A 26,504-nucleotide genomic window follows, 5' to 3' on the forward strand; every position below is an offset into this window, starting at 1 on the left:
CGTGCCCTGGACTCGCCTGACTCTTGCCCTGTTGTTCGCCGCCGGCAGCCTGGCCGCGCAGGCCCGCGACTATGCCTATAGCGATGCGCACCTGCATTACGTGGACTTCTTCCAGGAAACGGCGGGCATGGACAAGCTGCTCAAGGCGATGGCCGACAATCGCATCGATCACGTGATGATTTCTGGTATTCCCGTTGCGAAGAAATGGCACGAGGACGAACCCAAGCGACCGCGCTACTACGCCGGCGACGACGCGGATGCCTATTGGTACAGCGCCACCGATGTGATCGTGGCCGCAGCGGTCAACAAACTGACCCCTGGGCAGCGCCAGCACTTTCATCCGTTCCTGTCCGGCTTCAACCCCAACGACAAGAACTCGGCCGCCCATATCCAACGTATGCTCGATCTCAATCCAGGGCTGTGGCAGGGCATCGGCGAGGTTTTTACCCGACATGACGACCTCACGGCCATCACTGCTGGCGACACACCACGGGCCAATAACGAAGCCATGACCCGCATCTATCACCTGGCGGCGGAAAATGACTTGCCCGTGATGCTGCACTCCAACATCACCTCCAAGCGCGAGCGCAACCCGCTGTACCTGGCTGAGGTCGAAGAACCCCTGCGCAACCACCCGCACACCCGTTTTATCTGGGCCCATGCTGGCACCAGCAAGGAGATCCATCGTCACCAGGTACAGATGGACTTTTTGCTGCCCACCTTGAGCCGCATGCTGGAGGCGTACCCCAACCTTTACATCGATCTGTCCTGGAGCGTGCTCACGCCCTACTTGCTGGATGATGCAGGCCAGCCTCGCCCCGAGTGGGTAAAACTGGTGGAGCGCTTTCCCGAGCGCTTTATGCTCGGCTCGGACGTCGTAGGGCGCTTCAACAGGTTGGGTAAGCAAATGCGCAGCTTCGACCCGTTCCTCGATGCACTCTCCGAAGGGGTCGCCCGCAAAGTGGCCCGCGATAACTTCCTGGCGATCCTGCCTGAGTCGACTCGCGATGGCGCCGCTGATTGATATCGCGTTTTGCTCTTGCGTCGGTATAGGGCACAGGCAGTTGCAAGCCTTGAGCGACAAGCTGCAAGTGGTTCGAGTGCTCTTCCCTTGCGGCTATAGCTTGAAACCTATAGCTCTGAAAGCAAAAAGCCCCGAACCAGTCGGGGCTTTTTCATGCGGTCAAGCTACAGGTCTTACTGACCCTGCCAGCGTTTCAGCACCAGGGTGGCGTTGGTGCCACCAAAGCCGAAGCTGTTGCTCATCACGGTATCGATTTTTGCATTCTCGACAGTCTTGGTCAGGATTGGCATATCCGCCACAACCGGATCAATCTCGTCGATGTTGGCTGAGCCGGCCATGAAGTTGCCTTCCATCATCAGCAGGCAGTAGATCGCTTCATGAACGCCGGCGGCGCCCAGGGAGTGACCGGACAGGCTTTTGGTAGAGCTGATGGCCGGGGCCTTGTCGCCGAATACCGCACGCACGCCTTCCATTTCCTTGGCATCGCCGACCGGAGTCGAGGTGCCGTGGGTGTTCAGGTAGTCGATTGGGGTGTCCACGGTGGACATGGCCATCTGCATGCAGCGGATGGCGCCTTCACCGCTTGGGGCAACCATGTCGTAGCCGTCGGAGGTCGCGCCGTAGCCGACGATTTCCGCGTAGATCTTGGCGCCACGGGCCAGGGCGTGCTCCAGCTCCTCGACCACCACCATGCCGCCACCGCCGGCAATGACAAAACCGTCACGCTTGGCGTCGTAGGCGCGGGAGGCCTTTTCCGGGGTTTCGTTGTACTGGGTGGACAGTGCACCCATGGCGTCGAACAGGAACGACTGGCTCCAATGTTCTTCTTCACCGCCGCCGGCGAACACGATGTCCTGCTTGCCCAGCTGGATCTGCTCAACGGCAGTCCCGATGCAGTGAGCGCTGGTGGCGCACGCGGAGGAGATCGAGTAGTTCACGCCCTTGATCTGGAACGGCGTGGCCAGACAGGCCGAAACGGTGCTGCCCATGGTCCGTGTGACACGGTACGGGCCAACGCGCTTCACGCCTTTTTCGCGCAGGATGTCCAGCGCTTCCATCTGGTTGAGGGTCGATGCGCCGCCGGAGCCGGCGATCAGGCCGGTGCGTACGTTCGATACCTGGTCGTCGCTCAGGCCGGAGTCGGCGATCGCGTCTTTCATCGCCAGGTAGGCGTAGGCGGCAGCGTGGCCGACGAAGCGATAGATCTTGCGATCGATCAGTTCTTCGAGGGGCAGGTCGATGGAGCCGGAAACCTGGCTACGCAGACCCATTTCGGCATATTCCGGGTTGAAGCGGATGCCAGGGCGACTTGCACGCAGGTTAGCGGTGACGGTCTCTTTGTCATTGCCCAGGCAAGAAACAATGCCCAGACCAGTGATAACGACGCGGCGCATGCGGATAACCCTTAAAAGTTGTCAGTGGAAGTGAATACGCCGACCCGAAGGCCTTCGGCAGTATAGATCTCGCGACCGTCGACGCTCACCGAACCATCGGCGATGGCCAGGTTCAGCTTGCCCTTGAGGACGCGCTTGATCTGAATGTTGTAGGTGACTTTCCTGGCGGTCGGCAGGACCTGGCCAAAGAACTTCACTTCGCCCGAACCCAGGGCGCGACCGCGGCCCGGCAGGCCTTGCCAGCCCAGGAAGAAACCGACCAGCTGCCACATGGCGTCAAGGCCCAGGCAGCCCGGCATGACAGGGTCGCCTTCGAAATGGCAGGCGAAGAACCACAGGTCCGGGGTGATATCCAGCTCGGCGACCAATTCACCTTTGCCGTACTTGCCACCCTCTTCGCTGATATGGGTGATGCGATCCACCATCAGCATGTTCGGGGCGGGCAGTTGCGCGTTACCTGGGCCGAACAGCTCACCGCGACTGCAGCGCAGCAGATCTTCCCGAGTAAAGGCGTTTTGTTTGGTCATGCGAGCTCCTCAATAATCCCATGCGGCAGGGTAGGGCAAATCTTCCCGAACCGAATGAAGCGTTCATGCCTCATGTCGGCAGCCTACACGTAGACTATTGCGTTGTAGTGAAAGTCACAGCGGCAAGGTACTGAATGTACACTTGTTCACTGAAATTTTAAACCGGGCCCGTTTATGGGCCCGTTCGGGTGCCTAAGACTGCCGCACTTTCGTCTTTCACGCCAGTCGGAGTTGGCTGATGGCGCGGCGCTATTGCACCCAGCGCTGCAGGATTTGCTGCAAATCCGTACGTTTGAACGGCTTGGCCAGGTAATCGTTCATTCCGGCTGCCAGGCAGGCTTCACGGTCGCCCTGCAACGCGTTGGCAGTCAGGGCGATGATTGGCAGGTCGGCGCAGCCCGGCAGTTGACGGATCTTGCGGGTGGCCTCGTAGCCGTCGATCAACGGCAGCCGGCAATCCATCAGGATCGCGGTGAAAATCAGGCTCTCGGCACTGCGGATCGCTTCGGCACCATCGGTGGCCAGGCTCACTTCAAAGCCCAGGCTGCGCAACATGGCTTCGACCACGGTGCGGTTGACCGGGTTGTCCTCCACCAGCAATACATGGCGACCAGCGCCGGCGTTGGCTTTGCCGTCGGCGCCTTGCGCGATGGCCGGCACGCTCTGCTGGTCGATGGCCAGGGGAATTTCCAGAGTAAATACCGAGCCGCGGCCTTCTTCACTTTGCGCGCGCAGGGTGCCGCCCATGCGTTCGGCCAGGGTACGGGCGATGGGCAGGCCGAGGCCGGTGCCGCCGTAACGTCTTGAAATGGAACTGTCGGCCTGCTGGAACGCGTCGAACATCAACTCCAGGCGTTCGGCGGAAATCCCGATGCCACTGTCGCGCACGGTGCAGGTGAACCACACCAGTTCATGGTCAAGGGTCTGCCAATGGGGTTCGACACTGACGCTGCCCTGCTCGGTGAACTTCAGCGCATTGCCGATCAGGTTCACCAGGATCTGGCGGATTCGCGTCGGGTCGCCCTGCACGCGCAAGGCGTCCAACCCCGGTGGTATCGACAGTTTCAACGCCAGCCCGCGCTGCTGGGCGCTGTGCTGGAACGCCTGGGCGCAGCTGTTGATCAGGTCCGCCAGGTTGAACGGAATATGCTCCAGTTCCAGGGCAGCGCGTTCGATGCGCGAGAAGTCGAGGATGTCGTTGATGACCTTGAGCAAATGCTCGGTGGACTCGGAGGCCAGTGCCGCGTACTCGGCCTGCTCCTCGGTCATCTCGGTGGTTTCCAGCAACTGCAACATGCCCAGCACGCCGTTCATGGGCGTGCGCAGCTCATGGCTCATCATCGCCAGGAAATCCGACTTGGCGTTGTTGGCGCGCTCGGCCTCTTCGCGGGTCTGGATCAACTGGGCCATGGCCTGCTGCTGTTCGCGGCTGGCCTGGTTGAGGCCTTCGGCCAGGTTATTGATGTGTCGCGACAGGTCGCCCAGTTCCGAGTCGTCCACGATCGGCAGCGGCGTCTTGTAGTCACCTTGCTGGATGGCTTTTACCGCGTGGCCCATGGCGCTGATCGGCTGAGACAGGCTGGCGGCCAGGCGCCGCGCGAGCAGGAAGGTAAACAGCAGGGCGAACAGCGCCAGGATGCCAGCCTTGAACAGGATTTCCTGCTGGCGCTGGCTGAATGCGTCGTTGGACATGCCGACGATCACCCGGCCCAGGTAGTCGGCCCGCGGTGCCTTGGGTTCGTTGAGGTTGTCCTGGAAAAAATCATTGCCCAACTGGATGTGTTGCAGGCGAATCGGTGCCTGGAACACTTTGACGGACAACGAACGGTCGTGTTTTTCCGACGGTTGCTCGACATACACCAGGATGTTCTCGCTGCTGTCCTGGATCTCCAGGAACCGCACATGGGGCGTAGCGAGCGTGGCGCGCAGCAGGCTGTCGAGCACTTCGTTGTTGCCGGAGATCACCCCGTACTCGGTGGCGGGCGCCAGTTGGTTGGCGATCAACTGGCCGGTGTGGTCCAGTTCCTGGCGCAAGTCCTGGATCCGCACGAAGGTGAAAAAGCTGATCAGCAGCAACGTCAGCAACAGCGCCGGGCCCAGGGTGATGAGCTGGGTGCGGGTGTTGATGTCCCAACGACGGCGCAAGGTCATGGGCGTTTTTCTCCTTCGGCCAGGCGGATCGCGACGCCGGCTTCGTCCACCTGTTCGATCCCCAGTGAGCGCGCGACTTGCGGGTTGCCCACGACTTTGAAGTGTTCCGGGTACAGCGAGCGCGGCCAGTTGGCCGGCGGGTGGTCGAGCAAACGGTCAAGCACGGCCAGCCAGTCGGTCTGGTCGCTGTAGGTGCTGGCCAGGCTGCCGGCCCGCACAAAGCCTGCATTCGGGCCCACCAGCGGCAATTGCTGGGCATAGCTGCTCAGCAACAGGTTCTTCGCGGTTTTCGAGTTGTACAACTGCGGGTCATCCAGGCCGAGCAGCACGTCACTGTTCCTGAACAGGTTTTGCAGCGGGCGGCTGTCATTAATGTTGTCCCAGAGCTGTGGCACGATTTCCAGGCCGAGGGGTGTGGCGTGCTGGCGCAGTTCGGGCAGCAGGAACTCACTGTCGGCGCCGTAGAGCACGCCGATGCGCCGCGCCTGGGGCAGGATGGCGGCGATCAGGCGCAGTTGGCGTTCCAGCGGTGGGTCGCTCCACAGCAGGCTGATGTGCGGGTGAGGTGTGGTGCCCAGGCGTTGATGGGCCTGCAACCTGCTGATACGCAGCACCAGGGTCGGCGGGCCCTGGGTCTCCTGCAGGCGCCAGTCGAGGCTGGGCAGGTCGAGCAGGATCAGGCGTGTGTTGGCCGGCAGTCGACCAGGGGCTGGCAGGTTTTTGAGCGGGGTGAAGGTGATGCGGTCTTCGGGGCGTTGCTGGGCCAGGGCCTGGGCAAAGGCCTGGACGCCAGCGCCGTCTTCGGCAGCGGTCAGCAGGATCTCGGCACTCCAGGCCGGCGCGGCAGACAGCAGGCAAGCGAACAGCACAATGCGTCGCCAGAGCGTGTAGATAAAAAAGCAGGTCATCCGTGACGAGTCGCCCATGTCAGAACTCTAACTCTGCGCTGAAGTAGAGCACGTGGCGATGGTCATAATTGTTATCGGCCCAGGTGGTGGGCTGGTGATCCAGGCGTTCTTGCAACATGCCAGCCAGCTCCACGTTGGCTTTGCCCAGGGCAATGCGCTTGGCCACCCGCAGGTCGACCCGTTCGAAGCGATATTGGTTGAGTGCGTCATCGCCGTAGTAGAACAGCGCGCTGGACCAGCCTTGGCCCCATTCACGCAACCAACCGGCAGAGCCACTGTTGCGTGCGGTCTGTGCCTTGTCCCGCGGGTTGCTGGTGCTGGCATCGACATAAGCATAGGTCAGCCGCAGGCGGTCGGCGTTGCTCACGCGCCAGTCGAACTGGGTTTCGGCACCGGTGAAGCGTGCGCTGTTGGCGTTGCTGGCAATGTACTGGTTATTGCGCAGCGGCGAACTGATCATGTCGGTAATTTCGTCGTAGAACAGTTTCACGTCCATGTTCAGCCCGATGTCGGCAAAGAAGCCGTTGTACCCCAGTTCCCGCGACTTCATCATCTCTTTATCGAGGTTTCCCGGCCCCCGCGTCTTTACGAAGTATTGCCCGGTGGTCTGACCGTAGGCCGGGGAGCTGAGGTTGGTGACGCGATAACTCCAGTTGACGTTGTTCTCGAACATGTCCGGCGAGCGGATGGCTTCGGAGTACACCGCGCGCAAGCCATGGCGCGGGTTGATCAGGTAGTTGACCGCTACCCGTGGCGTCAGCGAGTTGCCGCTCAGGTGCGTGTCTTCATACATGGCGCCGCCTTGCAGCAGCCAATGTTCGCTGGCGCGCCATTCCAACTGGCCGAACAGGCGCCAGGTGGTGTCGTCCAGGGTGCCGTTGAAGTAGGTATCGGAGTCGGCGCGGTCGTAGCGGTAGTTCATGCCGCTGACCAGGCGCAGGCTGTCGGACAGGCTGAGGGTGTCCTGGATTTCCAAGTCATAGCGACTTTCGCGGGTGCTCTGGTCGATGTCGCCGCACACGCTTTGACTGGCACCGTCGCGCCACTGCTGCAACACCTGGTTGGCCAGCGCTTGCTCGGCAGCGCTACCCGGCGGCGCGCTGCCCTGGCTGTAGGTGTCCATGTGACGGGCCAGCAGCTCGGCGTAGTTGGGGTTCATCTGCCACAGCTGGGTCAATTCCGGGCTGAACGACACCTTGGCGTCGCAGGCCTTCCAGATTTGCCGGCGATCCCACTGCTGGGCCGAGCCCTGGATGTAGAGGCTGTGTTCAGGGTTGAAATCGAAATTCCAGCGCAGTGAGCCGGCGTAGTCCTTGGCCGTGACGTCGGAGTTGTTGCCACCTTCGGTAATCCCGGCGAATACCGGGCTGTAGGTATACGGACGTTGGTTGGTGCCTTCCTTCGCATCCAGTTGCCAGTCGATGCTCTGCTGCGCGTTCAACGTCTGGCTCACCGCCAGGCTGAAGCGATTGAGACGACGCCCGTCGCGGCGGTCGGCGCCAGCGGCGTCGCTGTCGAACCCATCGTCCTGCTGGCCGGACAGCGACAGGCGCAAATCGCCGGTTTCCCAGCCGATGCCCTGGCTGGCATAGAAGTCATTGATGCCACGCTCGCCACGCACCACTTTGACCCGTGTGCCGTGGCTGTTAGCCGGCGAGCGCGTGAGAATGTTGACCACCGCCATCAAGGCATTGGCGCCGTAGCTGACGGTGTTGGGGCCGCGGAAGACTTCGATGCGCTCGATATCTTCCATCGCTACTGGAATGTCGCTCCAGTCCACGGTGGCCAGGCCGGCGCGGTACACCGAGCGGCCGTCGATCAGCACCTGCATGCGCCGCGCATCGCTGGCGCTGGTGCCGTGGTAGTTCACCGCCGCCTGGTTGCCGGAGGTGTAGCCGACCATCATCCCCGGCACCAGGCGCAGCAACTCGCTGATATCCCGCGCGCCGCTGGCCTTGATCAACTCGCTGTCGATCACAGTCATGCTGCCGGGCACTGCGGCGGCCGATTGCTTGAGACGCGTGGCGGTCAATACCTGGGGCAGCGGCTGGCTGTCGAGGAACAGGTCGTCGGCCATGACAGGCGCACTGCACAGCAGCATCAACCACAGAGATGAACGGGGAGGAGGGCCCAAATACACGGCACGGCCTTGATAATTACGGATAGCCGCCCATGTTAACTGAGGTGGGGCCATTTGCCAGTCGCCGAACTTGCAATTACTTCATGTAAGTGTGGCATTTTCCGACAAGCGCACGAATTGATACGGGGGCTGGCCGCCGACGGGTCGGCCCGTATAATGCCGCCATCGCCACTGGTATGGATTAACGGATTGCATATGACTGAACAGCGCCCTATCGCGGTCCTGGGAGGCGGAAGTTTTGGTACCGCCGTGGCTAATCTGCTGGCCGAGAACGGTCATGCTGTGCGCCAGTGGATGCGCGATCCCGAACAGGCCGAGGCCATTCGGGTGCACCGGGAAAATCCGCGTTACCTCAAAGGCATCAAGATTCATCCGGCGGTCGAGCCGGTTACCGACCTGCTGGACACTCTCACGGCCTGCGACCTGTGCTTCGTCGCGCTGCCGTCCAGCGCCTTGCGCTCGGTGCTGGCGCCCCACGCCGAACGCCTGGCGGGCAAGTTGCTGGTCAGCCTGACCAAGGGCATCGAAGCGCAAACCTTCAAGCTGATGAGCGAAATTCTCGAAGAGATCGCGCCTCAGGCGCGCATTGGCGTGCTGTCCGGGCCGAACCTGGCGCGGGAAGTCGCCGAGCACGCGCTGACCGCCACCGTAGTCGCCAGTGAAGACGAAGAGCTGTGCGAACGGGTCCAGGCTGTATTGCACGGCCGTACCTTCCGGGTCTACGCCAGCAGCGACCGCTTTGGCGTCGAGCTGGGCGGTGCGTTGAAAAACGTCTACGCGATCATCGCCGGCATGGCCGTGGCGCTGGGCATGGGCGAGAACACCAAAAGCATGTTGATTACCCGCGCCCTGGCCGAGATGACCCGCTTTGCGGTCAACCAGGGGGCCAACCCGATGACCTTCCTCGGGCTGGCGGGCGTGGGCGACCTGATCGTCACTTGCTCCTCGCCGAAAAGCCGCAACTATCAGGTGGGGTTCGCCCTCGGCCAGGGCCTGAGCCTGGAAGACGCGGTCACGCGCCTGGGCGAAGTGGCCGAGGGCGTCAATACCCTCAAGGTGCTCAAGGCGAAGGCCCAGGAAGTCGGCGTGTATATGCCGTTGGTCGCCGGGCTGCACGCGATCCTGTTCGAAGGGCGCACCTTGAACCAGGTCATCGAGTTGCTGATGCGCGCCGAGCCCAAGACCGATGTCGACTTTATTTCCACCAGCGGTTTCAACTGAGGAACGCGTCATGAACGATCCGCAAGCAGCCCCCAAGTACGAATCCATTGCCCTGCGCATCCTGTGGATGCTGGTGTTTGCCCTGGTTTGGCAGGTGGCGCAGTTCCTGCTCGGCGCGCTGGTGGTGGTGCAACTGATCTACCGCCTGGTCTACGGCGCCCCGAACCTGGGCCTGATGAACTTCGGCGACAGCCTCAGCCAGTTCCTGGCGCAGATCGGTCGTTTCGGCAGCTTCCATACCGAGCAAAAGCCGTGGCCGTTCGCCGACTGGCCGACCCCGCGCGCACCCGAGGGCGAAGCCGCCCACAGCGTGCCGCCGGCGCCGCACCCGGTGCGTGATGAAGAGCCGAAACTATGAAGTTGTGGATACTGCGCCACGGCGAGGCGGAAGGGCATGCGCGCACCGATGCCGAACGCAACCTCACCGAGCATGGCCGTGGCGAAGTGTTGCGCAGTGCCGCGCACCTGATCGGCCAGCCCCTCAGCGCGATTATCGCCAGCCCCTATGTGCGGGCGCAGCAGACCGCGCATCTGGTGCGTGATGCGTTGGGCTTCGAGGCGCAGATTCGCACGGTGCCCTGGCTGACGCCCGATGGCAGCCCGTTGCAGGTGCTGGAAAAGCTCGACACCGACGACAATGTGCTGCTGGTCAGCCATCAGCCCTTGGTGGGCAGCCTGATCAGCTTTCTGCAGCATGGTCATCAGCGCCAGCCGCAGCCGATGCACACCGCCAGCCTGGCGGAACTGGAAGGGGATTTCCCGCTGGCGGGGCTGATGAGCCTGGTCAGCGTGAAGAATCCGTAGGCGTTATCGCGGCTTTGTGTGTGCTATCCCAAAGGCGTGATGCACAGCTCCGGCGCGCTGGGGTTTGCCGCCACCCGTGGCACCGAATTATTCGGGTTGGGGGAGGGCGACCGCCTGCTGTCCTACCTGCCGCTGTGCCATGTGGCCGAGCGCATGTTTGTGGAAATGGCGGCGATCTACACCGGGCAGACAGTGTTTTTTGCCGAAAGCCTGGAGACGTTTCTGACCGACCTGCGCAGGGCACGTCCGACCGCCCTGTTTGGCGTACCGCGTATCTGGACCAAATTCCAGATGGGCGTCTACGCCAAAATCCCGGAAAAACGCCTGGACACCCTGCTGCGTCTACCCTTCATCGGTAAGCGCGTGGGCCACAAGGTGCTCGCTGGGCTGGGCCTGGATGCGTTGCGCATCGCACTGTCCGGGGCGGCGCCGGTGCCCGAGGCCCTGTTGCGCTGGTATCAGCGCCTGGGCCTGGACGTACTGGAGGTGTATGGCATGACCGAGAGCTGCGGCTACTCTCATGTATGTCGCCCCGGTCAACAGTCCATCGGCTGGATCGGCCTGCCGTGCCCTGGTGTCGAGGTGCGCATCGATCCTGCGGGCGAAGTGCAAATGCGCAGCGGTGCGACCATGCTCGGCTACGACAAGGACCCGCACAAAACCGCTGAGACCATCACCGCCGACGGCTTTCTGACCCCGACGCTCAAGATCAAACGCAATGTGATCGAATCGACCTACGGTGAACATTTCCAGACGTGGAGCGAGCGTTCCGAAAGCTTTCTGTGGCAGGATTAGGGCCATCATAAAACCAACAAGGACAACCGCATGAGCCTGTGGCGCACTCAACCGAATATTGACCAACTCAATGCGATCCAGAAGAACACCATCGGTGAATTGCTGGATATCCGTTTTGAAAGCTTCGATGACGAATCGCTGACCGCCAGCATGGTGGTCGACCATCGCACCCATCAGCCTTATGGCTTGTTGCACGGTGGCGCATCGGTGGTCCTGGCCGAGAGCGTCGGCTCCATGGCCGCCTATCTTTGCATCGACGCGAGCAAGTTCTACTGCGTGGGCCTGGAGATCAACGCCAACCACCTGCGCGGTGTGCGCAGTGGGCGGGTGACGGCGGTGGCCAAGGCGATCCATATCGGCCGCACCACCCAGGTGTGGGACATTCGCCTGACCAGCGACGATGGCAAGGCCAATTGCGTGTCGCGCCTGACCATGGCGGTGGTGCCGCTGGGCGAGAACCCGCCGGCGCGATAGGCGTGGCGTGAGTGTCATCATTCCTGGCAGTTACAGTCATTGCTGTGGCGGTCGGGGCTGGTGACAATCAATCTCTGTTTTTGTCGATGGATCCGGTATGTCGCAGCATGTGTTTTTCGCCCACGCCAATGGTTTCCCCTCGGCCACCTACGGCAAGCTGTTTGCCGCCCTGGCCCCGGAATACGCAGTGGCGCACCTGCCGCAGCACGGTCACGACCCCAGGTTTCCGGTGGACGATAACTGGCAGAACCTGGTGGATGAGCTGATCCACCACCTGGAGCGGCAGCCGGAACCGGTGTGGGGTGTGGGGCATTCCCTCGGGGGCGTTTTGCATCTTCATGCAGCCATGCGTTGCCCTCAGTTATATCGTGGAGTGGTCATGCTCGATTCGCCGGTGCTGACCCGCGCCGACCGCTGGGTGATCCGTGCGGCCAAGCGCTTTGGTTTTATTGACCGCCTGACCCCGGCCGGGCGCACCCTGGGACGCCGCGAAGAGTTCAGCGACCTGGACGCCGCGCGCAGCTATTTCGCCGGCAAGACCTTGTTCCGTGGCTTTGACCCGGAATGCTTCGACGCTTACCTGCAACACGGCCTGCACCAGGTCGGTGACCGCCTGCGCCTGCGCTTCGACCCGGCCACCGAGATCAGCATCTACCGGGGCGTGCCCCACACCAGCCCTGGCCAGGTGCGCCAGATGAAGGTGCCGCTGGCGGTGGTGCGCGGCCGCCAGAGCCGGGTGGTGATGCGTCACCACGCCAGCGGCGTCGGTCGCCTGCCCATGGGCGAAATGCTCACCATGCCCGGCGGCCACATGTTCCCCCTTGAACGCCCCCAGGACACCGCGACCTTGATCAAGAACCTGTTCTCCCGCTGGGAAGCCCGCGAGCGCAGTTGCGCATGAGCACACCGGTCGAAGAAGTGCGCCTGAGCCTGCCGCATATCGAGTTGGCGGCCCATCTGTTCGGGCCCGAGGACGGTTTGCCGGTGATCGCGCTGCATGGCTGGCTGGACAACGCCAACAGCTTTGCGCGACTGGCGCCGAAACTCCAGGGCTTGCGCATCGTTGCACTGGATATGGCCGGGCATGGGCATTCGGCGCATCGTCCTATCGGCGCCGGTTACGCCTTGTGGGATTACGTGTACGACGTGCTGCACGTCGCCGAGCAACTGGGTTGGAAACGTTTTGCATTACTTGGCCACTCCCTCGGCGCCATCGTTTCCCTGGTGCTGGCCGGTGCGCTGCCGGAACGGGTGACGCACCTGGGATTGATCGACGGGGTGATCCCGCCCACTGCCAGCGGTGACAACGCCGCCGAACGCTTGGGCATGGCGTTGCAGGCGCAATTGAACCTGCAGGACAAACGCAAGCCGGTCTATAGCACCCTGGATCGAGCGGTCGAGGCGCGCATGAAAGGCGTGGTGGCGGTCAGTCGCGAAGCCGCGGAACTGCTGGCCCAACGCGGTCTGATGCCAGTGCCGGGCGGTTACACCTGGCGCACCGACAGCCGCCTGACCCTGGCTTCGCCGATGCGTCTGACCGATGAGCAGGCAATGGCTTTCGTGCGGCGTGTGGGTTGCCCTACACAGTTGGTGGTCGCGGCTGATGGCATGCTGGCGAAACATTCCGAATTGCTTTCCCAGCTACCCTTTACCGTGACCACGCTGCCAGGCGGCCATCATTTACACCTGAATGACGAGCCCGGCGCGGTCCTTGTTGCAGACTGTTTCAATCGGTTCTTCTGCGCGCCTTGACTTGGGGCGGTCAACTGCCGAGGCTGGGCGGATTGAAAGGGAGTCAACCATGAACTACTTCAACACCGCTGTGACCGCCGATGGCCAGGGCTCGTTGATCCTATGAGCGTGCGTAACGGATGTATCCGTATCCTGGGCTTGGGCCTGCTGAGCCCACTGGTATTTGCCGCCGACATACCGGGTAGCCAGGACCTGCCCACCGTGGCCCGCCAGGTCGACGCGCAAATCGTCGACTACCGTCCCACCGAAGAAAAAGAACGCATCTACCCCATGGGTGCCATCCGCAAGATCAGCGGCCAGCTGCGTTATGAAGGCCAGGCCACCGCACGGGGCCAAGCCACTGCCATCACCTATGAATTACCTGCCGAACACAGCTCCAGTGCTGCATTTACTGCGACGCGCGAAGCGTTGCAGGCGAAGGGCGCGCAGTTGCTGTTCTGGTGCCAGGCCCGGGATTGCGGCGAAAGCAGCCTGTGGGCCAATGAAGTGTTCGGCAACGCCAAGTTGGTCGGCGCCGACGGCCAGCAGGAATACCTGCTGCTGCGCCTGGCAGCCCCCCAGGAAAACTCCCTGGTGGCGCTGTATGGCATCACCCGTGGCAACCGTCGCGCCTATCTGCACGTGGAGCAACTGGACGCTAACGCGCCGCTGGCCGACCTTCTGCCCACCTCCGCAACGCTGCTGCGAGAGCTGAAAAGCACCGGCGAGCTGGATTTCCCCGCGCTGGGCGGCGACCCTGACGACACCTGGCTGACCCTGATTTCCCGTGGGTTGAACCTTGATACCACCTTGCGCGTCAGCCTTACCGGCCCGAACGCCGAAGCCTGGCGCCAGGCCCTGGTCGACAAAGGTGTGCGCGCCGCGCGCATGGAAACCGGCTCCGCTGAAACCAAAGGCCTGCACCTGCATCTGATACGCTGACCGTTACAAGGCGAACGGACCCGCGCCGTTCGCCTAAGCTCTCTTCCTACAGCCTTCTTCTAGAGATACTCCATGCTCAATAACGATCGCCTACTGGTGCAAATCCTGCTGCTGGTGCTGTTCGGTGCCAGCTTCTGGGTGATGGCGCCGTTCTGGTCGGCGCTGTTCTGGGGCGCGGTACTGGCATTTGCCAGTTGGCCGTTGATGGTCCTGCTCACCCGCTGGCTGGGGGGGCGCGAATCCCTGGCCGCCGGCATCCTGACGTTGGGTTGGATGCTGCTGGTGGCGCTGCCGCTGGTGTGGCTGGGCTTCAACCTCGCGGATCACGTGCGCGATGCGACGGCGTTGATCAAGGATATCCAGGTTGACGGCCTGCCGGAGGCACCTGCCTGGCTCGGCTCGATCCCCTTAGTCGGTGAGCGGCTGGTGGCCATGTGGGACAGCATTGACCAACAGGGCGCGGCCTTGATGGTCAGCATCAAGCCCTACCTGGGGCAGGTCGGCAATTGGTTGTTGGCGCGCAGTGCGCAAATCGGTGGTGGGATTCTAGAACTGACCCTGAGCCTGGTCTTCGTGTTCTTTTTCTACCGGGACGGGCCGCGCCTGGCGATGTTTGTTCACCGCCTGCTGGAGCGCTTGATCGGCGAGCGTGCCGGCTATTACATCGAACTGGTGGCCGGCACCGTGCAGCGCGTGGTCAACGGCGTGATCGGCACGGCCGCCGCCCAGGCCCTGTTGGCGCTGATCGGTTTCCTGATCGCCGGGGTGCCGGGTGCGCTGGTGCTGGGCATCGTCACCTTCCTGCTCAGCCTGATTCCCATGGGCCCGCCACTGGTGTGGATCCCGGCCACGGCGTGGCTGGCCTGGAAGGGCGATTACACCTACGCGGTGTTCCTCGGCGTGTGGGGCACGTTCATCATCAGTGGCGTGGACAACGTGCTCAAGCCTTACCTGATCAGCCGCGGCGGCAACCTGCCGTTGGTCATCGTGCTGCTCGGGGTGTTCGGCGGCTTGATTGCCTTTGGTTTCATCGGCCTGTTTATCGGCCCGACCCTGCTGGCGGTGGCCTACAGCCTGTTGATGGACTGGAGTGCAACCCAGGCCCAGGGGCGGCGGGAAGACAAGCCGCTCTAGACGCGTGGTAACCACATCACGGCGGTCAAACCACCGCCGGGGGTCTCTTCCAGGTGCAGCCGACCGCCGAGGCGTTCCGCCGCTTCCCTGGAAATCGTCATGCCCAGGCCGACCCCGCCAGAGTTGCGGTTGCGTGAGCCTTCCAGCCGATAGAATGGTTCGAACACCGCCTCACGCTGGTCGGCGGCAATCCCGGGGCCATGGTCGATGACACGGATGACCAGCGCCTCGCGGCTGTCTGTCAGCTCGATGCGCGCCGAACCGGCGTACCGCAGGGCGTTGTCGATCAGGTTGTTGAGGCACGATCGCAAGGCCATCGGCTGCACTTGCAGCGGTGCGCAGGTCCCGCCGAACTGCACATCGGAACCCTGGTCCTGGGCGTTTTCGCTCATCGACTCGACCAGCGCCTGCACGTCCAGCCAATGCCGGGTTTCGCTGGTGCGTTGTTCGTGCAGGTAGCTCAGGGTCGCGTCGAGCATGCCGATCATGTCGTCCAGGTCCTGGCGCATCTGGCCTTGCAGCCGGGTGTCTTCGATCTGTTCCAGGCGCAGCTTCAGGCGTGACAACGGGGTGCGCAGGTCATGGGAGACGGCGCCGAGCATACGGGCGCGTTGGCTGACTTGCTCGCGGATGCGTCGCTGCATCAGGTTGAAAGTTGACGCCGCTTGCTGTGCCTCACGCGGGCCAGATTCGTCGAGGGGCGGGCTGTCGAGGTCCAGGCTCAGGCGCTCGGCAGCTTCGCTCAGGCGCTGGATCGGCCGGCTCAGCAGCTTGGCACCGTACCAGGCGGCGATGATCAACGAGATGAACTGGAACGTCAGTGGCACCACCGGGCCACCAAACCATGGTCGCTTGTGCCTGGCCAGGTGTTTCATCGTGCCGTCCGGCTGCTCGACAAAGGTCTCCTGAGGCGGTGGCGGAGGCGGGCCGTAATAGCGAAACCAGGAAATGGCCAGCACATGAGCCAGCACAATCGCCACCAGCAACACGCCAAACAGTCGACCGAACAGCGTGTTGAAGGCGTTGCGCATCAACCGATATCCCGGGCGTCGAACAGGTAGCCTTCACCCCGCACGGTCTTGATCAATTGGGGCGCCTTGGGATCATCCCCGAGTTTTTGCCGCAGGCGCGACACCAGCAAATCGATGCTGCGATCAAAGGCTTCGATGGAGCGGCCACGGGCGGCATCCAACAGTTGTTCGCGGCTCAACACCCGGCGCGGACGTTCGATGAATACCCACAGCAGGCGAAATTCCGCGTTGGACAGCGGCACCACCAGGCCATCGTCGGCGACCAGTTGGCGCAGCACGCTGTTGAGGCGCCAATTGTCGAAGCGGATATTGGCGCGTTGTTCGGTACGGTCGTCACGCACACGGCGCAGGATGGTCTGGATGCGCGCTACCAGCTCACGGGGTTCGAAGGGCTTGGACATGTAATCGTCGGCGCCCAGCTCCAGGCCGATGATGCGGTCAGTGGGTTCGCAGCGGGCGGTGAGCATCAGGATCGGGATATCCGATTCCGCGCGCAGCCAGCGGCACAGCGACAGGCCGTCTTCGCCCGGCAGCATCAGGTCGAGCACCACCACGTCGAAGGTTTCGGCCTGCATGGCCTGGCGCATCGCCGTACCGTCGGTGACGCCGCTGGCGAGAATGCCGAAGCGGGCCAGGTAGTCGATCAGCAGTTCACGGATCGGCACATCGTCGTCAACGATCAGCGCGCGGGTGTTCCAGCGTTTGTCGTCGGCGATCACCGCGCCTTTTTGCTCGTCGTTCATGGAGACGGAAGGGGTATGCATAGTGCGATCATCTGCCCTGTTGTTGCGCTCAGCATAGGCGCCCAGCCCCATGGCTGGAAGTGCTGGTCGGTGGGTCGTGCAAGCGAGGCTAGCCGTGAGGCGTGTTGGGGGCATGTCGTGAATGTATCGGCTTTGAAATAATTCCCTGAAATGCCCGCCCGATAGCGCTTGGTCAGTATTTACCGATCATCGGATCCCGCAACGCCGCCGCTTGCGCTACAATCCGCGCCGATTTCGACTTGCCTGAGAGCCCATTCCAATGTCCGTCTGTCAGACTCCTATCATCGTCGCCCTGGATTACCCCACTCGTGACGCCGCACTGAAGCTGGCTGACCAGTTGGACCCGAAGCTTTGCCGGGTCAAGGTCGGCAAGGAATTGTTCACCAGTTGCGCGGCGGAAATCGTCGGTACGCTGCGTGACAAAGGTTTCGAAGTGTTCCTCGACCTGAAATTCCACGATATTCCGAACACCACCGCGATGGCGGTCAAGGCCGCCGCCGAAATGGGCGTGTGGATGGTCAACGTGCATTGCTCCGGCGGCCTGCGCATGATGAGTGCCTGCCGTGAGGTGCTGGAGCAGCGCAGCGGGCCTAAACCGTTGTTGATCGGTGTGACCGTGCTCACCAGCATGGAGCGTGAAGACCTGGCCGGTATCGGCCTGGATATCGAGCCCCAGGAGCAGGTACTGCGCCTGGCTGCCCTGGCGCAAAAAGCCGGCCTGGATGGCCTGGTGTGTTCGGCGCTGGAAGCCCAGGCCCTGAAAACCGCGCACCCGTCGTTGCAACTGGTGACCCCGGGTATTCGTCCGGCGGGCAGTGCCCAGGATGACCAGCGCCGTATCCTGACCCCGCGCCAGGCGTTGGATGCAGGTTCCGATTACCTGGTGATCGGTCGCCCGATCAGCCAGGCGGCCGATCCGGCCAAGGCATTGGCGGCAGTTGTCGCCGAAATCGCCTGATTTTCGAATGTGGGAGCGGGCTTGCCCCCTCCCACATTCAGATCTCCAACATTTAGATCTATGGGTGGTCAGCTGACCTTGAGCACCAACTTCCCGAAGTTCTCACCGTTGAACAGCTTCATCAGCGTTTCCGGGAACGTCTCCAGCCCCTCCACGATATCTTCCTTGCTCTTGAGCTTGCCCTGGGCCATCCAGCCGGCCATTTCCTGCCCGGCAGCGGCAAAGCCTGCGGCGTGATCCATCACCACAAACCCTTCCATGCGCGCGCGATTGACCAGCAGTGACAAGTAGTTGGCCGGACCTTTCACGGCTTCCTTGTTGTTGTATTGGCTGATGGCGCCGCAGATCACTACGCGTGCCTTCAGCGCCAGGCGGCTGAGCACGGCGTCGAGGATATCGCCGCCGACGTTATCGAAATACACATCCACGCCCTTGGGACACTCGCGCTTGAGTGCGGCAGGCACATCTTCGCTTTTGTAATCGATAGCAGCATCGAAGCCCAGTTCATCCACCAGGAACTTGCACTTGTCGGCGCCGCCGGCAATGCCCACCACACGGCAGCCTTTGAGCTTGGCGATCTGCCCGGCAATGCTGCCCACGGCACCAGCCGCGCCGGAGATCACCACGGTTTCGCCAGCCTTCGGCGCACCGGTGTCCAGCAGTGCGAAGTAGGCGGTCATGCCGGTCATGCCGAGTGCCGACAGGTAACGGGGCAGGGGCGCCAGTTTCGGATCGACCTTGTAGAAACCCCGCGGCTCGCCCAGAAAGTAATCCTGCACGCCCAGGGCGCCGTTGACGTAGTCCCCGACTGCGAATGCCGGGTTGTGCGAGGCAATCACTTTGCCCACGCCCAGGGCGCGCATTACTTCACCGATACCGACCGGCGGGATATAGGACTTGCCTTCATTCATCCAGCCGCGCATGGCGGGGTCGAGGGACAGGTATTCATTGCGCACCAGCACCTGGCCGTCCTGGGGCGTGCCCACCGGGACTTCCTGGTAGGTGAAGGTGTCCCGGGTGGCCGCGCCGACCGGGCGCTTGGCGAGCAGGAATTGGCGGTTGGTCTGGGCGCTCATGGCAGTGACTCTTCTGGAAATGAACCTGAAGTGATAGACCTTGAACGGGCCGGGAGCAAGGTTCACCGAGCGTGCGAATGCCGGTCGATAGGTGTTGCTGATAGTCAGGCGGCGGCTGTTATCACTACGATTCATGCAGCTTCAACCGGCCTTTTGATAGTGCTGACGCGTCTGGCGCGGCGTTGGCTAGACTCGACCCACGACTTTCCCTCACAGGACATCCCTCATGAGCATGACGTTTTCCGGCCAGGTCGCCCTGGTGACCGGTGCTGCCGCCGGTATCGGCCGCGCTACGGCACTGGCGTTCGCCGCCGAAGGGTTGAAGGTGGTGGTCGCTGATCTGGACGTTGCGGGCGGCGAAGGCACCGTCGCGCTGATCCGCCAGGCCGGCGGCGAAGCGCTGTTTGTGCGCTGCAACGTCACGCTGGAGGCGGATGTTCAGCAATTGATGGCCCAGACCCTCGCCGCCCATGGCCGCCTGGACTACGCCTTCAATAATGCCGGGATCGAGATCGAGAAGGGCAAGCTGGCGGATGGGACCCTGGACGAGTTTGACGCCATCATGGGCGTCAACGTCAAAGGCGTGTGGTTGTGCATGAAGCATCAATTGCCACTGCTGTTGGCCCAGGGCGGCGGGGCGATTGTCAACACCGCGTCGGTCGCGGGGTTGGGCGCGGCGCCGAAGATGAGCATTTATGCCGCGTCCAAACACGCGGTAATCGGCCTGACCAAGTCGGCGGCCATCGAGTATGCGAAGAAGAACATTCGCGTCAATGCGGTCTGCCCGGCCGTGATCGACACCGATATGTTCCGGCGTGCCTATGAAGCCGACCCGCGCAAGGCCGAATTCGCCGCTGCCATGCACCCGGTGGGGCGCATCGGCAAGGTCGAGGAAATCGCCAGCGCGGTGCTGTACCTGTGCAGCGACGGTGCGGCCTTTACCACCGGTCACGCCTTGGCAGTGGACGGTGGCGCGACGGCTATCTAGGACCTCAGGTCGCCCTCCATTCGAAAAGGCCTGGGAGGGTGTGAGGTTTTTCCATAGCTGGCACGGTGCCTTGTCAGAATGTGTATCAGCAGGTAAATAACTCAATAAAATCAATAATTTAATAAAAGTTGGCGAGCGGCCGACATGGGCTTCTGTGCTTAACTGTCCCGGGTTGAATTACAGACAGTTGAAGTGAGTGGCGCATGGATTTAGGGATCGATCGACAAGCCCTTGTACCGGTGGTGCAGCAAATCATCAGCGCGGTGGCGCAATGGATTCGCACGAGTGGGGCGAGCCCTGGTACACGCTTGCCCTCCGTTCGCCAGGTGGCCCTCGATAACCTGCTCAGCCAGTCCAGTGTGATCGAGGCATTCGAGCGGTTGGTCGCCCAGGGCGTGCTGGTTTCGAAACAGGGGTCGGGTTTCTGCGTGGCCCAGCCACCGACGGTGCACGAAAACCAGTGGTATGAAGGTGCCGAGCGAGATTGGGGCGCCTTTGCCGATAACCCGTTGGGCGAGCTGAAACTGGGCTGCGGCTGGCTGCCTGATGCCTGGCGCGAAAGCGATGACATCAGCTACGCGATTCGCGAAGTCACCCGCTGCGACACGGCGGCGCTGTTCAACTACAGCACCCCATTGGGGCTTCCGGCATTGCGTGAGCAATTGCTCAAGCGCCTGACACAGGTCCACATCCCCACCCAACTTGACGGCATCCTCACCACGGCGGGCGCCAGCCACGCACAGGACCTGCTGATACGCACCCTGCTCAAGGCCGGCGATTGCGTGATGGTTGAAACGCCGGGGTACGGCAACCTTTATCGGCAATTGGTATTTCATGGTGTGCAACTGCTGCACGTGCCACGCACCCGTGGCGGGCCGGACATCGCGACGCTTGAGGCCTTGCTGCAGCGTCATCGGCCCAAATGCCTGTTCATCCATAGCCTGTATCACAATCCCACCGGTTCCAGCCTGAGTCGCACCGTGGCGGAGCGTGTGTTGGAGCTGGCGCACCGCGATAACTTTTTGATTATCGAAGAGGACGTGTTTGGCGATCTGCAACACGCCAGTTGCACACGGCTCTCGGCGTTACCCCACGGTGACCGGGTGATCTACGTCGCAAGCTTTTCCAAGACCCTGAGCAGTGCCTTGCGCGTGGGTTATCTCAGTGCGAGCACGGCGATCGTCGCGCAATTGGCCAGCCTCAAGACCCTGACGGGCTTCGGGACTTCGCGGTTTGCCGAGGCCGTAGTGGCGACGCTGCTGGCTAATGGCACCTATCGCAAGTGGGTGCAGCGCCTGCGCAAGCGGCTGAGTGCACAAATGGCTGCGACCTTGCAGGTGCTGGAGGATGAGGAATGGGAGGTGTTCGCCAACCCTGCCGGCGGGATGTTCGTGTGGGCGCGACCAGGGGCTGGGGATCGGTCGCGGTTGCAGGCGTATGCCCGGCGGCTGGGGGTTTTGTTGTCACCGGGGGCATTGTTCAGTCCAACGGATGAGCCGAGTGAGTGGCTGCGAATCAATGTGGCCTATGCTGATGATCAACGGGCACTGGCGTTATTCCGCGCCATGGGACCTGCCAGATCGACCTCGACCATTCTGAAAACGACGAGCGTGTAGCTTTTTGCCATTGTTGTGGCGCCAATGACTTGTGTTCGGTGCCTTGTGGTTGCCAATCTCGCTTGTGTAAACCGGGCTTGATGGCATCTGCCATTGCAAGAGGATGCAAGTGCAATGATTTCGGCCGTGCAACGACGCTTCGCCAACCTCGGTATGGCAAAAAAACTGGGCTTGGGCTTCACCCTGGTATTGCTGTTGACCGCTCTGGTCGCGGCCATCGGCGTGTGGTCCCTGCAATCCGTTGGCCAGCGCTTCGAAGGCCTCAAGGCCATGTCGTCGCTCAACAGCGGCTTGCTCAAGGTGCGCCTGATCGAGCAGGACTACGCGTTGCATGCCGACCCCAAGGCCGTCGACGCCCTGCATGAAAGTGTCGATGCCTTGGCCGCGCTCGCGGCGAGCCTCAAGGCCCAGTCGGCGGCCAACGTGCCCGTCATGACGGATGTGGAACAGGCCCTGGCCGCCTACCGCAAGGCGTTCGATGAGTTTGTCGAATTGACCCAGACCAAGGACCTGGCGTTGGAAATGGCCAGTTGGTCAGTGTCCAGCGTGGCCAACAACCTCGATGTGCTGCAGGCCGGGCTGGCTGACGACGGTGCCTATGGCCTCAAGGAAAGCCAGGGCAAGGAGGGCGCCGAGTTTATCGAGCAGGCAGGGCAGGTCAGCCAGGTTTCACGGCTGATGTTGCAAGCCATGAACGAAGCCCACGTACGTCTGGACCAGAGCCGCAAGGTAGACGCCGATGACGCCGAGCAAGGCAAGATCGAGCAGGCCGACCAGGCGCTGGCCCAGGTTGAAACACTGAAAACCGCGGTCAAGGACCCCGGTTACCAGACGGTATTGAATGAGGTCTCCGGGCATATTGCTTCGTTCAGTGAAAAACTCGGCGAGTACACCGGCCTGCTGGCCCAGGAGAAGGTGGTCTACAAGCAGTTGCATGATCGGGCCGAGCAAGTGGTCGGCCGGGTCAACCAGGCGTACGACACTGAAGACCTGTCGATGCAGGCACAGTTGAAGAAAAGCGCGATGCTGATCATCGGCTCTTCGGCCCTGGCGCTGTTGGTGGGGTTGATCGCGGCCTGGGTGATCACCCGCTTGATCGTCGCGCCGCTGCGCAGTGTGATTGCGGTTGCCCAGCAGATTGCGGCCGGCGATTTGAGCGGGCGCATGGAGGTCAGTCGCCGCGATGAGATCGGCCAACTGATGCAGGCGATGCAGCAGATGGGCAATGGCCTGAGCCATATGGTCAGCGGCCTGCAGGCCGGTATCGAGCAACTGGCCAGCTCGGCTCACTCATTGTCCAGCGTTACCGAACAAACCAATGTCGAAGTCAGTAGCCAGAAAGAAGAAACCGAGCAGGTCGCCACGGCGATGAACCAGATGACCGCTACCGTGCATGACGTGGCGCGCAACGCCGAAGAAGCCGCGCAAGCCGCACAGACAGCGGACGACAAAGTCGACAGCGGCCAGCGTGTGGTGCGCCAGAGTTTGCAGCGTATTGAATTGCTGGCCACCTCCAGCACCAGTGCCAGCGCCAGCATCGAGAGCCTGAGCGCCGAGATCCAGAACATCGGCACTGTGTTGAGTGTGATCAAAAGCGTGGCCGAGCAGACCAACCTGTTGGCCCTCAATGCCGCCATCGAAGCCGCCCGTGCGGGCGAGCAGGGCCGTGGTTTCGCGGTGGTGGCGGATGAAGTACGGGCGTTGGCCAAGCGTACCCAGCAATCGACCGAAGAAATCGAGCGGCTGGTCAGTACCTTGCGCAACGCGGCCCAGTCCTCGGTGCAGCAGATCCAGCAAAGCGGCGAACTGGTGAAGCTGGCGGTGAGCGATGCCTTGGAGACCGAGAGTGCCCTGGGCAGCATCGCGGTGGCGGTGTCGCTGATCCAGCAGATGAACCAGCAGATTGCCGCGGCGGCCGAGGAGCAAAGCTCGGTGGCCGAGGAGATCAACCGCAGTGTCACCAGTATCCGTGCCAGTGCCGATCAGTCGGCATTGAGCATGCAGGGCAACGCCGCATCGAGCATTCAGCTGGCGCAGCTGGGCGCGGAACTCAAGGGGATGGTCGGGCACTTCCGCCTGTGATCGCAGCGTTCATGCGGCGATCACAGGGGAGGGCGGTCAGGCGTTGTTGGCGAGGAAGGTCAGCAGGGCTTCGTTGACGAAGTCCGGGTTTTCCCTGGCGCTGATATGCCCGGCTTGCGGGATCAGGATCAGGCTGCAGCCGATCAGGCCGGCCATTTCCTCGGATTCGGCAGGTGGGCGCGGTTTGTCCTGTTCGCCGCACATCACCAGGGTGGTGTCGGCGTCCAGCTTGGGCAACTGTCCCAGCACATCTTCGCGACTGAAGATCAAGCGACCCAGGGGCACGATGCTCTGCAGCAGGCGCTCCTTGGAGTAGCCCTGCAATTGCTTGCGGAAATCCTGATACAGCGCGGATTCGCGGTCGATACCCGGGCGGAAGAAGATCGGCGCGACCACGTCCAGCAACGGCCCGGGGATAGTGCCGGCGTCTTCGATCATCTTGAACAGCGAGAAGTAATACTGGCGCGTGGCTTCGGGCTCGGCACCCAGGTAGGTGTCCATCAGCACCAGGCTGTTGATGCGCTCGGGAGCCAGCAGCGCCAGGCGTGCGCCCCACATGCCGCCGACCGAGAGGCCGACCAGGTTGATCTGTGGAATATCCAACTGGTCCAGCAGGGCCAGGGCCTGGCGCGCGAGGTCGTCGAGGGAGCGGGTTGTTGCGGGCAGCGGGCCGGATTCGCCATGGCCCCACAGCTCGGGCACGATCACCCGGTACTGTTGCGACAGGGCTTCGATCTGCGGCGCCCACATGTCGCGGTCCCACAGGTAGCTTGAGCCCAGCAGGACGACGGGGCCGGAACCCTGGTCGACGTAGTGCAGCGGTTGTCCATCAATGACGGCGACAGGCATAGCGGGCCTCTGACTTCATGGAGTGAGGGGCACTTTTTTACGCTAGTCGGGGACGGGGGGATAGATGCAAAGTGATGGCATCTTGTGAAGCAGCGAGGTGGTTTGTACTGGCGTGGCTTTTATTGCTGTGGTGAGCGGGCTCACCACAGGCCAGTCTTACAGCCGGCGAATCAGTCGTAGATGACTTTCTTCTTCCACTCGGCGTCGGCGTCGACCACTTTGAGGCCTTCGGTCAGTTCGTTGACTTCGTCTTCGGCCGGCTTACTGTTGGTCAGCACCGTGGAGTTGGCGCGTCCCAGTTGGGCTTCCAGGTGTTGCAGCTGTGCGCTGTAGATCACCGGCTCCGGCTGTTTGCGCAGGTACTGCACGCCACGCTCGAATGCCAGCCGCGCCTGGCCCGGCTGGCCTTGTTGCAGGGCGTGCTGGCCGAGGTTGTTGAAGAACTCGATATGCAGCAACACCAGGATATGGCGGATCTCGCGGATCCAGTGCTTGGCCTCGTTGGCCGGCAGGAAACCATCCTGGGCCGCACGGGTGACCTGGCCGTGCAGGGCTTCGAGCAGGAAACGCACATCCTTGGCCTTGGCTTCGGTCTGGATCGGCGCGGGCGGGTTGTTCACCGGGATCGATTCGCCCTGGGCGACCAGCGTATTCAGCTCGGTGATGCGGGCCTTGAGCGCCATGCTGCCTTTATTCAGGTTCAGCAGGCGTTGGTTGACGTTGAGTTCCAGGCGGGTCAGCAACAGCTTGAGCGCCGGGGTCATCAACTGGCCAGGGAAGGTCTCGGTGATTTCACCGCAACGGCGCAGGCGATCGTTAAGCTCGATCTCGGTGCGCTTCTTTTCCAGCTTGTTGTTTTCCACCACGTGGTTCATGTAGCCAATGGCGATCAGTATTGCGATCCCGGCTATTACCAGCAGGGTGATCATGAGTGGTGTCACCGGTGTGACCTCTTTATAGGGTTTACAGTGGAGTGTAGTGACTGGGCCATCCGGCGGATAGGACTGATCGACCAGTTGCCCGGGTAGTTTGCTTCTATAGGCATAGGCGCTCCCTGCATGGATGCACATTGCCATCATTTGCTGGAGCGAACTATAGCGTCTTGTCGGGCGCCAGAATATAGGCGTCAAAGCCCGGACGCGCACAATCCCCCCATGAGCCCGAAAAGCTGGGGGAAGTCATTGATTTTAATAAATTTATCCTTGGGGGTTGACGATCTTTCAATCCGTCCATAGAATGCGCGCCACTTAACGCGTAAAGCACACAGCAAAACGCGGTTAAGCAGTGAATGTTGTACGTGTGTCCCCTTCGTCTAGTGGCCTAGGACACCGCCCTTTCACGGCGGTAACAGGGGTTCGAGTCCCCTAGGGGACGCCATTTGCGGGAATAGCTCAGTTGGTAGAGCACGACCTTGCCAAGGTCGGGGTCGCGAGTTCGAGTCTCGTTTCCCGCTCCAAGTTTAAGCAGTGTGGCTCTCGGGCGGCACTGAGTGAAACCAGGGCATGATCTTCGGATTTAACCTCTGGACACTGAAATACACACCATGTGTTTCAGTTGTGTGTCCCCTTCGTCTAGTGGCCTAGGACACCGCCCTTTCACGGCGGTAACAGGGGTTCGAGTCCCCTAGGGGACGCCATTTGCGGGAATAGCTCAGTTGGTAGAGCACGACCTTGCCAAGGTCGGGGTCGCGAGTTCGAGTCTCGTTTCCCGCTCCAATTTAAGCAGTGTGGCCCTCGGGCGGCACTGAGTGAAACCAGGGCATGATCTTCGGATCTAACCCCTGGACACTGAAATGCACACCATGTGTTTCAGTTGTGTGTCCCCTTCGTCTAGTGGCCTAGGACACCGCCCTTTCACGGCGGTAACAGGGGTTCGAGTCCCCTAGGGGACGCCAT

General features: G+C 62.0%; 23 protein-coding genes, 5 tRNA genes and 2 pseudogenes. 20 read left to right on the top strand and 10 right to left on the bottom strand.

The genetic code is table 11. The annotated features are described in order from the left end of the window. Position 1 precedes the first annotated feature (1 nt). Positions 2–1,024, top strand: coding sequence for an amidohydrolase family protein (locus K5K89_RS10185; RefSeq protein WP_222541339.1), 1,023 nt, complete (start codon positions 2–4; stop codon positions 1,022–1,024). Between the two features lie 173 nt (positions 1,025–1,197). On the opposite strand, the gene fabB is transcribed toward K5K89_RS10185, so the two are convergent. From fabB to K5K89_RS10210, 5 genes are all read right to left on the bottom strand, one after another. Next, entirely contained in the window at positions 1,198–2,418 is a 1,221-nt protein-coding gene (gene fabB, locus K5K89_RS10190) for a beta-ketoacyl-ACP synthase I (protein WP_016974674.1), read from the bottom strand. 11 nt (positions 2,419–2,429) lie between these two features. Further along, positions 2,430–2,945 (bottom strand): 3-hydroxyacyl-[acyl-carrier-protein] dehydratase FabA, encoded by a 516-nt coding sequence (gene fabA / locus K5K89_RS10195; protein ID WP_071489573.1) that lies wholly within the window; start codon positions 2,943–2,945, stop codon positions 2,430–2,432. A gap of 249 nt (positions 2,946–3,194) precedes the next feature. Continuing rightward, positions 3,195–5,096 carry an ATP-binding protein gene (locus tag K5K89_RS10200; RefSeq protein ID WP_071489572.1) on the bottom strand — a complete coding sequence of 634 codons (1,902 nt, stop codon included), beginning with the start codon at positions 5,094–5,096 and terminating at the stop codon, positions 3,195–3,197. Continuing rightward, positions 5,093–6,022: an ABC transporter substrate-binding protein gene (locus K5K89_RS10205; RefSeq protein ID WP_071489571.1), complete on the bottom strand. Its 930-nt coding sequence runs from the start codon at positions 6,020–6,022 to the stop codon at positions 5,093–5,095. The genes K5K89_RS10200 and K5K89_RS10205 overlap by 4 nt, the downstream gene beginning before the upstream one ends. Position 6,023: 1 nt before the next feature. Then, entirely contained in the window at positions 6,024–8,144 is a 2,121-nt protein-coding gene (locus K5K89_RS10210) for a TonB-dependent receptor plug domain-containing protein (protein WP_369426922.1), read from the bottom strand. Positions 8,145–8,339: 195 nt separating this feature from the next. Here K5K89_RS10210 and K5K89_RS10215 point away from each other — a divergent pair, with 195 nt between their 5' ends. The 9 genes and pseudogenes from K5K89_RS10215 (at position 8,340) to K5K89_RS10255 (ending at position 15,245) form a co-directional block, all read left to right on the top strand. After that, the gene (locus tag K5K89_RS10215; protein ID WP_071489569.1) at positions 8,340–9,365 is read left to right on the top strand and encodes an NAD(P)H-dependent glycerol-3-phosphate dehydrogenase; all 1,026 of its coding nucleotides are present in this window, start codon (positions 8,340–8,342) and stop codon (positions 9,363–9,365) included. A 10-nt stretch (positions 9,366–9,375) separates the two neighbouring features. Further along, the gene (locus K5K89_RS10220; RefSeq protein ID WP_071489568.1) at positions 9,376–9,723 is read left to right on the top strand and encodes a DUF4389 domain-containing protein; all 348 of its coding nucleotides are present in this window, start codon (positions 9,376–9,378) and stop codon (positions 9,721–9,723) included. After that, positions 9,720–10,169 carry a phosphohistidine phosphatase SixA gene (gene sixA / locus K5K89_RS10225; protein WP_092247876.1) on the top strand — a complete coding sequence of 150 codons (450 nt, stop codon included), beginning with the start codon at positions 9,720–9,722 and terminating at the stop codon, positions 10,167–10,169. Before K5K89_RS10220 ends, sixA begins: the two co-directional genes overlap by 4 nt. A 27-nt stretch (positions 10,170–10,196) precedes the next feature. Next, a pseudogene (locus tag K5K89_RS10230) lies at positions 10,197–10,964 on the top strand (AMP-binding protein); the annotation flags it as partial. A gap of 30 nt (positions 10,965–10,994) precedes the next feature. After that, positions 10,995–11,438, top strand: coding sequence for a hotdog fold thioesterase (locus K5K89_RS10235; protein ID WP_071489565.1), 444 nt, complete (start codon positions 10,995–10,997; stop codon positions 11,436–11,438). A gap of 97 nt (positions 11,439–11,535) precedes the next feature. After that, positions 11,536–12,339 carry an alpha/beta fold hydrolase gene (locus K5K89_RS10240; protein WP_071489564.1) on the top strand — a complete coding sequence of 268 codons (804 nt, stop codon included), beginning with the start codon at positions 11,536–11,538 and terminating at the stop codon, positions 12,337–12,339. After that, positions 12,336–13,190 (top strand): alpha/beta hydrolase, encoded by an 855-nt coding sequence (locus K5K89_RS10245; protein WP_071489563.1) that lies wholly within the window; start codon positions 12,336–12,338, stop codon positions 13,188–13,190. The genes K5K89_RS10240 and K5K89_RS10245 overlap by 4 nt, the downstream gene beginning before the upstream one ends. Before the next feature lie 102 nt (positions 13,191–13,292). After that, positions 13,293–14,111 carry a DUF4892 domain-containing protein gene (locus K5K89_RS10250; protein ID WP_092247888.1) on the top strand — a complete coding sequence of 273 codons (819 nt, stop codon included), beginning with the start codon at positions 13,293–13,295 and terminating at the stop codon, positions 14,109–14,111. Positions 14,112–14,183: 72 nt separating this feature from the next. After that, on the top strand, positions 14,184–15,245 hold the full coding sequence (locus K5K89_RS10255) for an AI-2E family transporter (protein WP_071489561.1): 1,062 nt from the start codon (positions 14,184–14,186) through the stop codon (positions 15,243–15,245). Here K5K89_RS10255 and K5K89_RS10260 read toward each other — a convergent pair. Then, complete coding sequence (locus K5K89_RS10260; RefSeq protein WP_071489560.1) at positions 15,242–16,276, bottom strand: sensor histidine kinase; 1,035 nt, start codon at positions 16,274–16,276, stop codon at positions 15,242–15,244. The genes K5K89_RS10255 and K5K89_RS10260 overlap by 4 nt on opposite strands. Next, on the bottom strand, positions 16,276–17,040 hold the full coding sequence (locus K5K89_RS10265; RefSeq protein ID WP_058427191.1) for a response regulator: 765 nt from the start codon (positions 17,038–17,040) through the stop codon (positions 16,276–16,278). The genes K5K89_RS10260 and K5K89_RS10265 overlap by 1 nt, the downstream gene beginning before the upstream one ends. 259 nt (positions 17,041–17,299) lie before the next feature. On the opposite strand from K5K89_RS10265, the gene pyrF reads away from it, so the two are divergent. Further along, on the top strand, positions 17,300–17,998 hold the full coding sequence (pyrF, locus tag K5K89_RS10270) for an orotidine-5'-phosphate decarboxylase (RefSeq protein WP_010211681.1): 699 nt from the start codon (positions 17,300–17,302) through the stop codon (positions 17,996–17,998). 68 nt (positions 17,999–18,066) lie between these two features. On the opposite strand, the gene K5K89_RS10275 is transcribed toward pyrF, so the two are convergent. Beyond that, entirely contained in the window at positions 18,067–19,074 is a 1,008-nt protein-coding gene (locus K5K89_RS10275; protein WP_222541693.1) for an NADP-dependent oxidoreductase, read from the bottom strand. Positions 19,075–19,300: 226 nt separating this feature from the next. On the opposite strand from K5K89_RS10275, the gene K5K89_RS10280 reads away from it, so the two are divergent. From K5K89_RS10280 to K5K89_RS28920, 4 genes and pseudogenes are all read left to right on the top strand, one after another. Then, a complete protein-coding gene (locus K5K89_RS10280) occupies positions 19,301–20,062 on the top strand; it encodes an SDR family oxidoreductase (protein WP_071489558.1) in 762 nt (253 codons plus the stop codon). 203 nt (positions 20,063–20,265) lie between these two features. After that, a complete protein-coding gene (locus K5K89_RS10285; protein ID WP_222541341.1) occupies positions 20,266–21,678 on the top strand; it encodes a PLP-dependent aminotransferase family protein in 1,413 nt (470 codons plus the stop codon). Positions 21,679–22,701: 1,023 nt separating this feature from the next. Further along, positions 22,702–22,899 (top strand): annotated as a pseudogene (locus K5K89_RS28915) (HAMP domain-containing protein); the annotation flags it as partial. A gap of 18 nt (positions 22,900–22,917) precedes the next feature. Further along, positions 22,918–23,760 (top strand): methyl-accepting chemotaxis protein, encoded by an 843-nt coding sequence (locus K5K89_RS28920; protein ID WP_371322049.1) that lies wholly within the window; start codon positions 22,918–22,920, stop codon positions 23,758–23,760. Positions 23,761–23,796: 36 nt separating this feature from the next. Here the strand turns inward: K5K89_RS28920 and K5K89_RS10295 are convergent, their stop codons facing one another. Both K5K89_RS10295 and K5K89_RS10300 read right to left on the bottom strand, forming a co-directional pair. Further along, positions 23,797–24,609 (bottom strand): alpha/beta fold hydrolase, encoded by an 813-nt coding sequence (locus K5K89_RS10295; RefSeq protein ID WP_222541342.1) that lies wholly within the window; start codon positions 24,607–24,609, stop codon positions 23,797–23,799. Between the two features lie 170 nt (positions 24,610–24,779). After that, entirely contained in the window at positions 24,780–25,550 is a 771-nt protein-coding gene (locus tag K5K89_RS10300; RefSeq protein ID WP_222541343.1) for a hypothetical protein, read from the bottom strand. Between the two features lie 360 nt (positions 25,551–25,910). Between K5K89_RS10300 and K5K89_RS10305 the strand changes: the two genes are divergently transcribed. The 5 genes from K5K89_RS10305 (at position 25,911) to K5K89_RS10325 (ending at position 26,503) form a co-directional block, all read left to right on the top strand. Beyond that, positions 25,911–25,986: transfer RNA gene (locus K5K89_RS10305), tRNA-Glu, on the top strand. Between the two features lie 3 nt (positions 25,987–25,989). Further along, positions 25,990–26,065 (top strand) — tRNA-Gly (locus K5K89_RS10310). A 104-nt stretch (positions 26,066–26,169) separates the two neighbouring features. Next, positions 26,170–26,245: transfer RNA gene (locus tag K5K89_RS10315), tRNA-Glu, on the top strand. 3 nt (positions 26,246–26,248) lie between these two features. Further along, positions 26,249–26,324: transfer RNA gene (locus tag K5K89_RS10320), tRNA-Gly, on the top strand. Positions 26,325–26,427: 103 nt separating this feature from the next. After that, positions 26,428–26,503: transfer RNA gene (locus K5K89_RS10325), tRNA-Glu, on the top strand. The last annotated feature ends 1 nt before the right edge of the window (position 26,504 follow it).

The sequence above is a fragment of the Pseudomonas sp. DR208 genome (assembly GCF_019823005.1).
Lineage (GTDB): Bacteria > Pseudomonadota > Gammaproteobacteria > Pseudomonadales > Pseudomonadaceae > Aquipseudomonas > Aquipseudomonas extremorientalis.

Bases quoted from the DNA above. Each gene is read 5' to 3' on its own strand.
- fabB (WP_016974674.1), bottom strand. From the start codon at position 2,418: ATGCGCCGCGTCGTTATCACTGGTCTGGGCATTGTTTCTTGCCTGGGC.
- fabA (WP_071489573.1), bottom strand. From the start codon at position 2,945: ATGACCAAACAAAACGCCTTTACTCGGGAAGATCTGCTGCGCTGCAGT.
- K5K89_RS10200 (WP_071489572.1), bottom strand. From the start codon at position 5,096: ATGACCTTGCGCCGTCGTTGGGACATCAACACCCGCACCCAGCTCATC.
- K5K89_RS10205 (WP_071489571.1), bottom strand. From the start codon at position 6,022: ATGGGCGACTCGTCACGGATGACCTGCTTTTTTATCTACACGCTCTGG.
- K5K89_RS10215 (WP_071489569.1), top strand. From the start codon at position 8,340: ATGACTGAACAGCGCCCTATCGCGGTCCTGGGAGGCGGAAGTTTTGGT.
- K5K89_RS10220 (WP_071489568.1), top strand. From the start codon at position 9,376: ATGAACGATCCGCAAGCAGCCCCCAAGTACGAATCCATTGCCCTGCGC.
- sixA (WP_092247876.1), top strand. From the start codon at position 9,720: ATGAAGTTGTGGATACTGCGCCACGGCGAGGCGGAAGGGCATGCGCGC.
- K5K89_RS10235 (WP_071489565.1), top strand. From the start codon at position 10,995: ATGAGCCTGTGGCGCACTCAACCGAATATTGACCAACTCAATGCGATC.
- K5K89_RS10240 (WP_071489564.1), top strand. From the start codon at position 11,536: ATGTCGCAGCATGTGTTTTTCGCCCACGCCAATGGTTTCCCCTCGGCC.
- K5K89_RS10245 (WP_071489563.1), top strand. From the start codon at position 12,336: ATGAGCACACCGGTCGAAGAAGTGCGCCTGAGCCTGCCGCATATCGAG.
- K5K89_RS10250 (WP_092247888.1), top strand. From the start codon at position 13,293: ATGAGCGTGCGTAACGGATGTATCCGTATCCTGGGCTTGGGCCTGCTG.
- K5K89_RS10255 (WP_071489561.1), top strand. From the start codon at position 14,184: ATGCTCAATAACGATCGCCTACTGGTGCAAATCCTGCTGCTGGTGCTG.
- K5K89_RS10260 (WP_071489560.1), bottom strand. From the start codon at position 16,276: ATGCGCAACGCCTTCAACACGCTGTTCGGTCGACTGTTTGGCGTGTTG.
- K5K89_RS10265 (WP_058427191.1), bottom strand. From the start codon at position 17,040: ATGCATACCCCTTCCGTCTCCATGAACGACGAGCAAAAAGGCGCGGTG.
- pyrF (WP_010211681.1), top strand. From the start codon at position 17,300: ATGTCCGTCTGTCAGACTCCTATCATCGTCGCCCTGGATTACCCCACT.
- K5K89_RS10275 (WP_222541693.1), bottom strand. From the start codon at position 19,074: ATGAGCGCCCAGACCAACCGCCAATTCCTGCTCGCCAAGCGCCCGGTC.
- K5K89_RS10280 (WP_071489558.1), top strand. From the start codon at position 19,301: ATGAGCATGACGTTTTCCGGCCAGGTCGCCCTGGTGACCGGTGCTGCC.
- K5K89_RS10285 (WP_222541341.1), top strand. From the start codon at position 20,266: ATGGATTTAGGGATCGATCGACAAGCCCTTGTACCGGTGGTGCAGCAA.
- K5K89_RS28920 (WP_371322049.1), top strand. From the start codon at position 22,918: ATGGTCAGCGGCCTGCAGGCCGGTATCGAGCAACTGGCCAGCTCGGCT.
- K5K89_RS10295 (WP_222541342.1), bottom strand. From the start codon at position 24,609: ATGCCTGTCGCCGTCATTGATGGACAACCGCTGCACTACGTCGACCAG.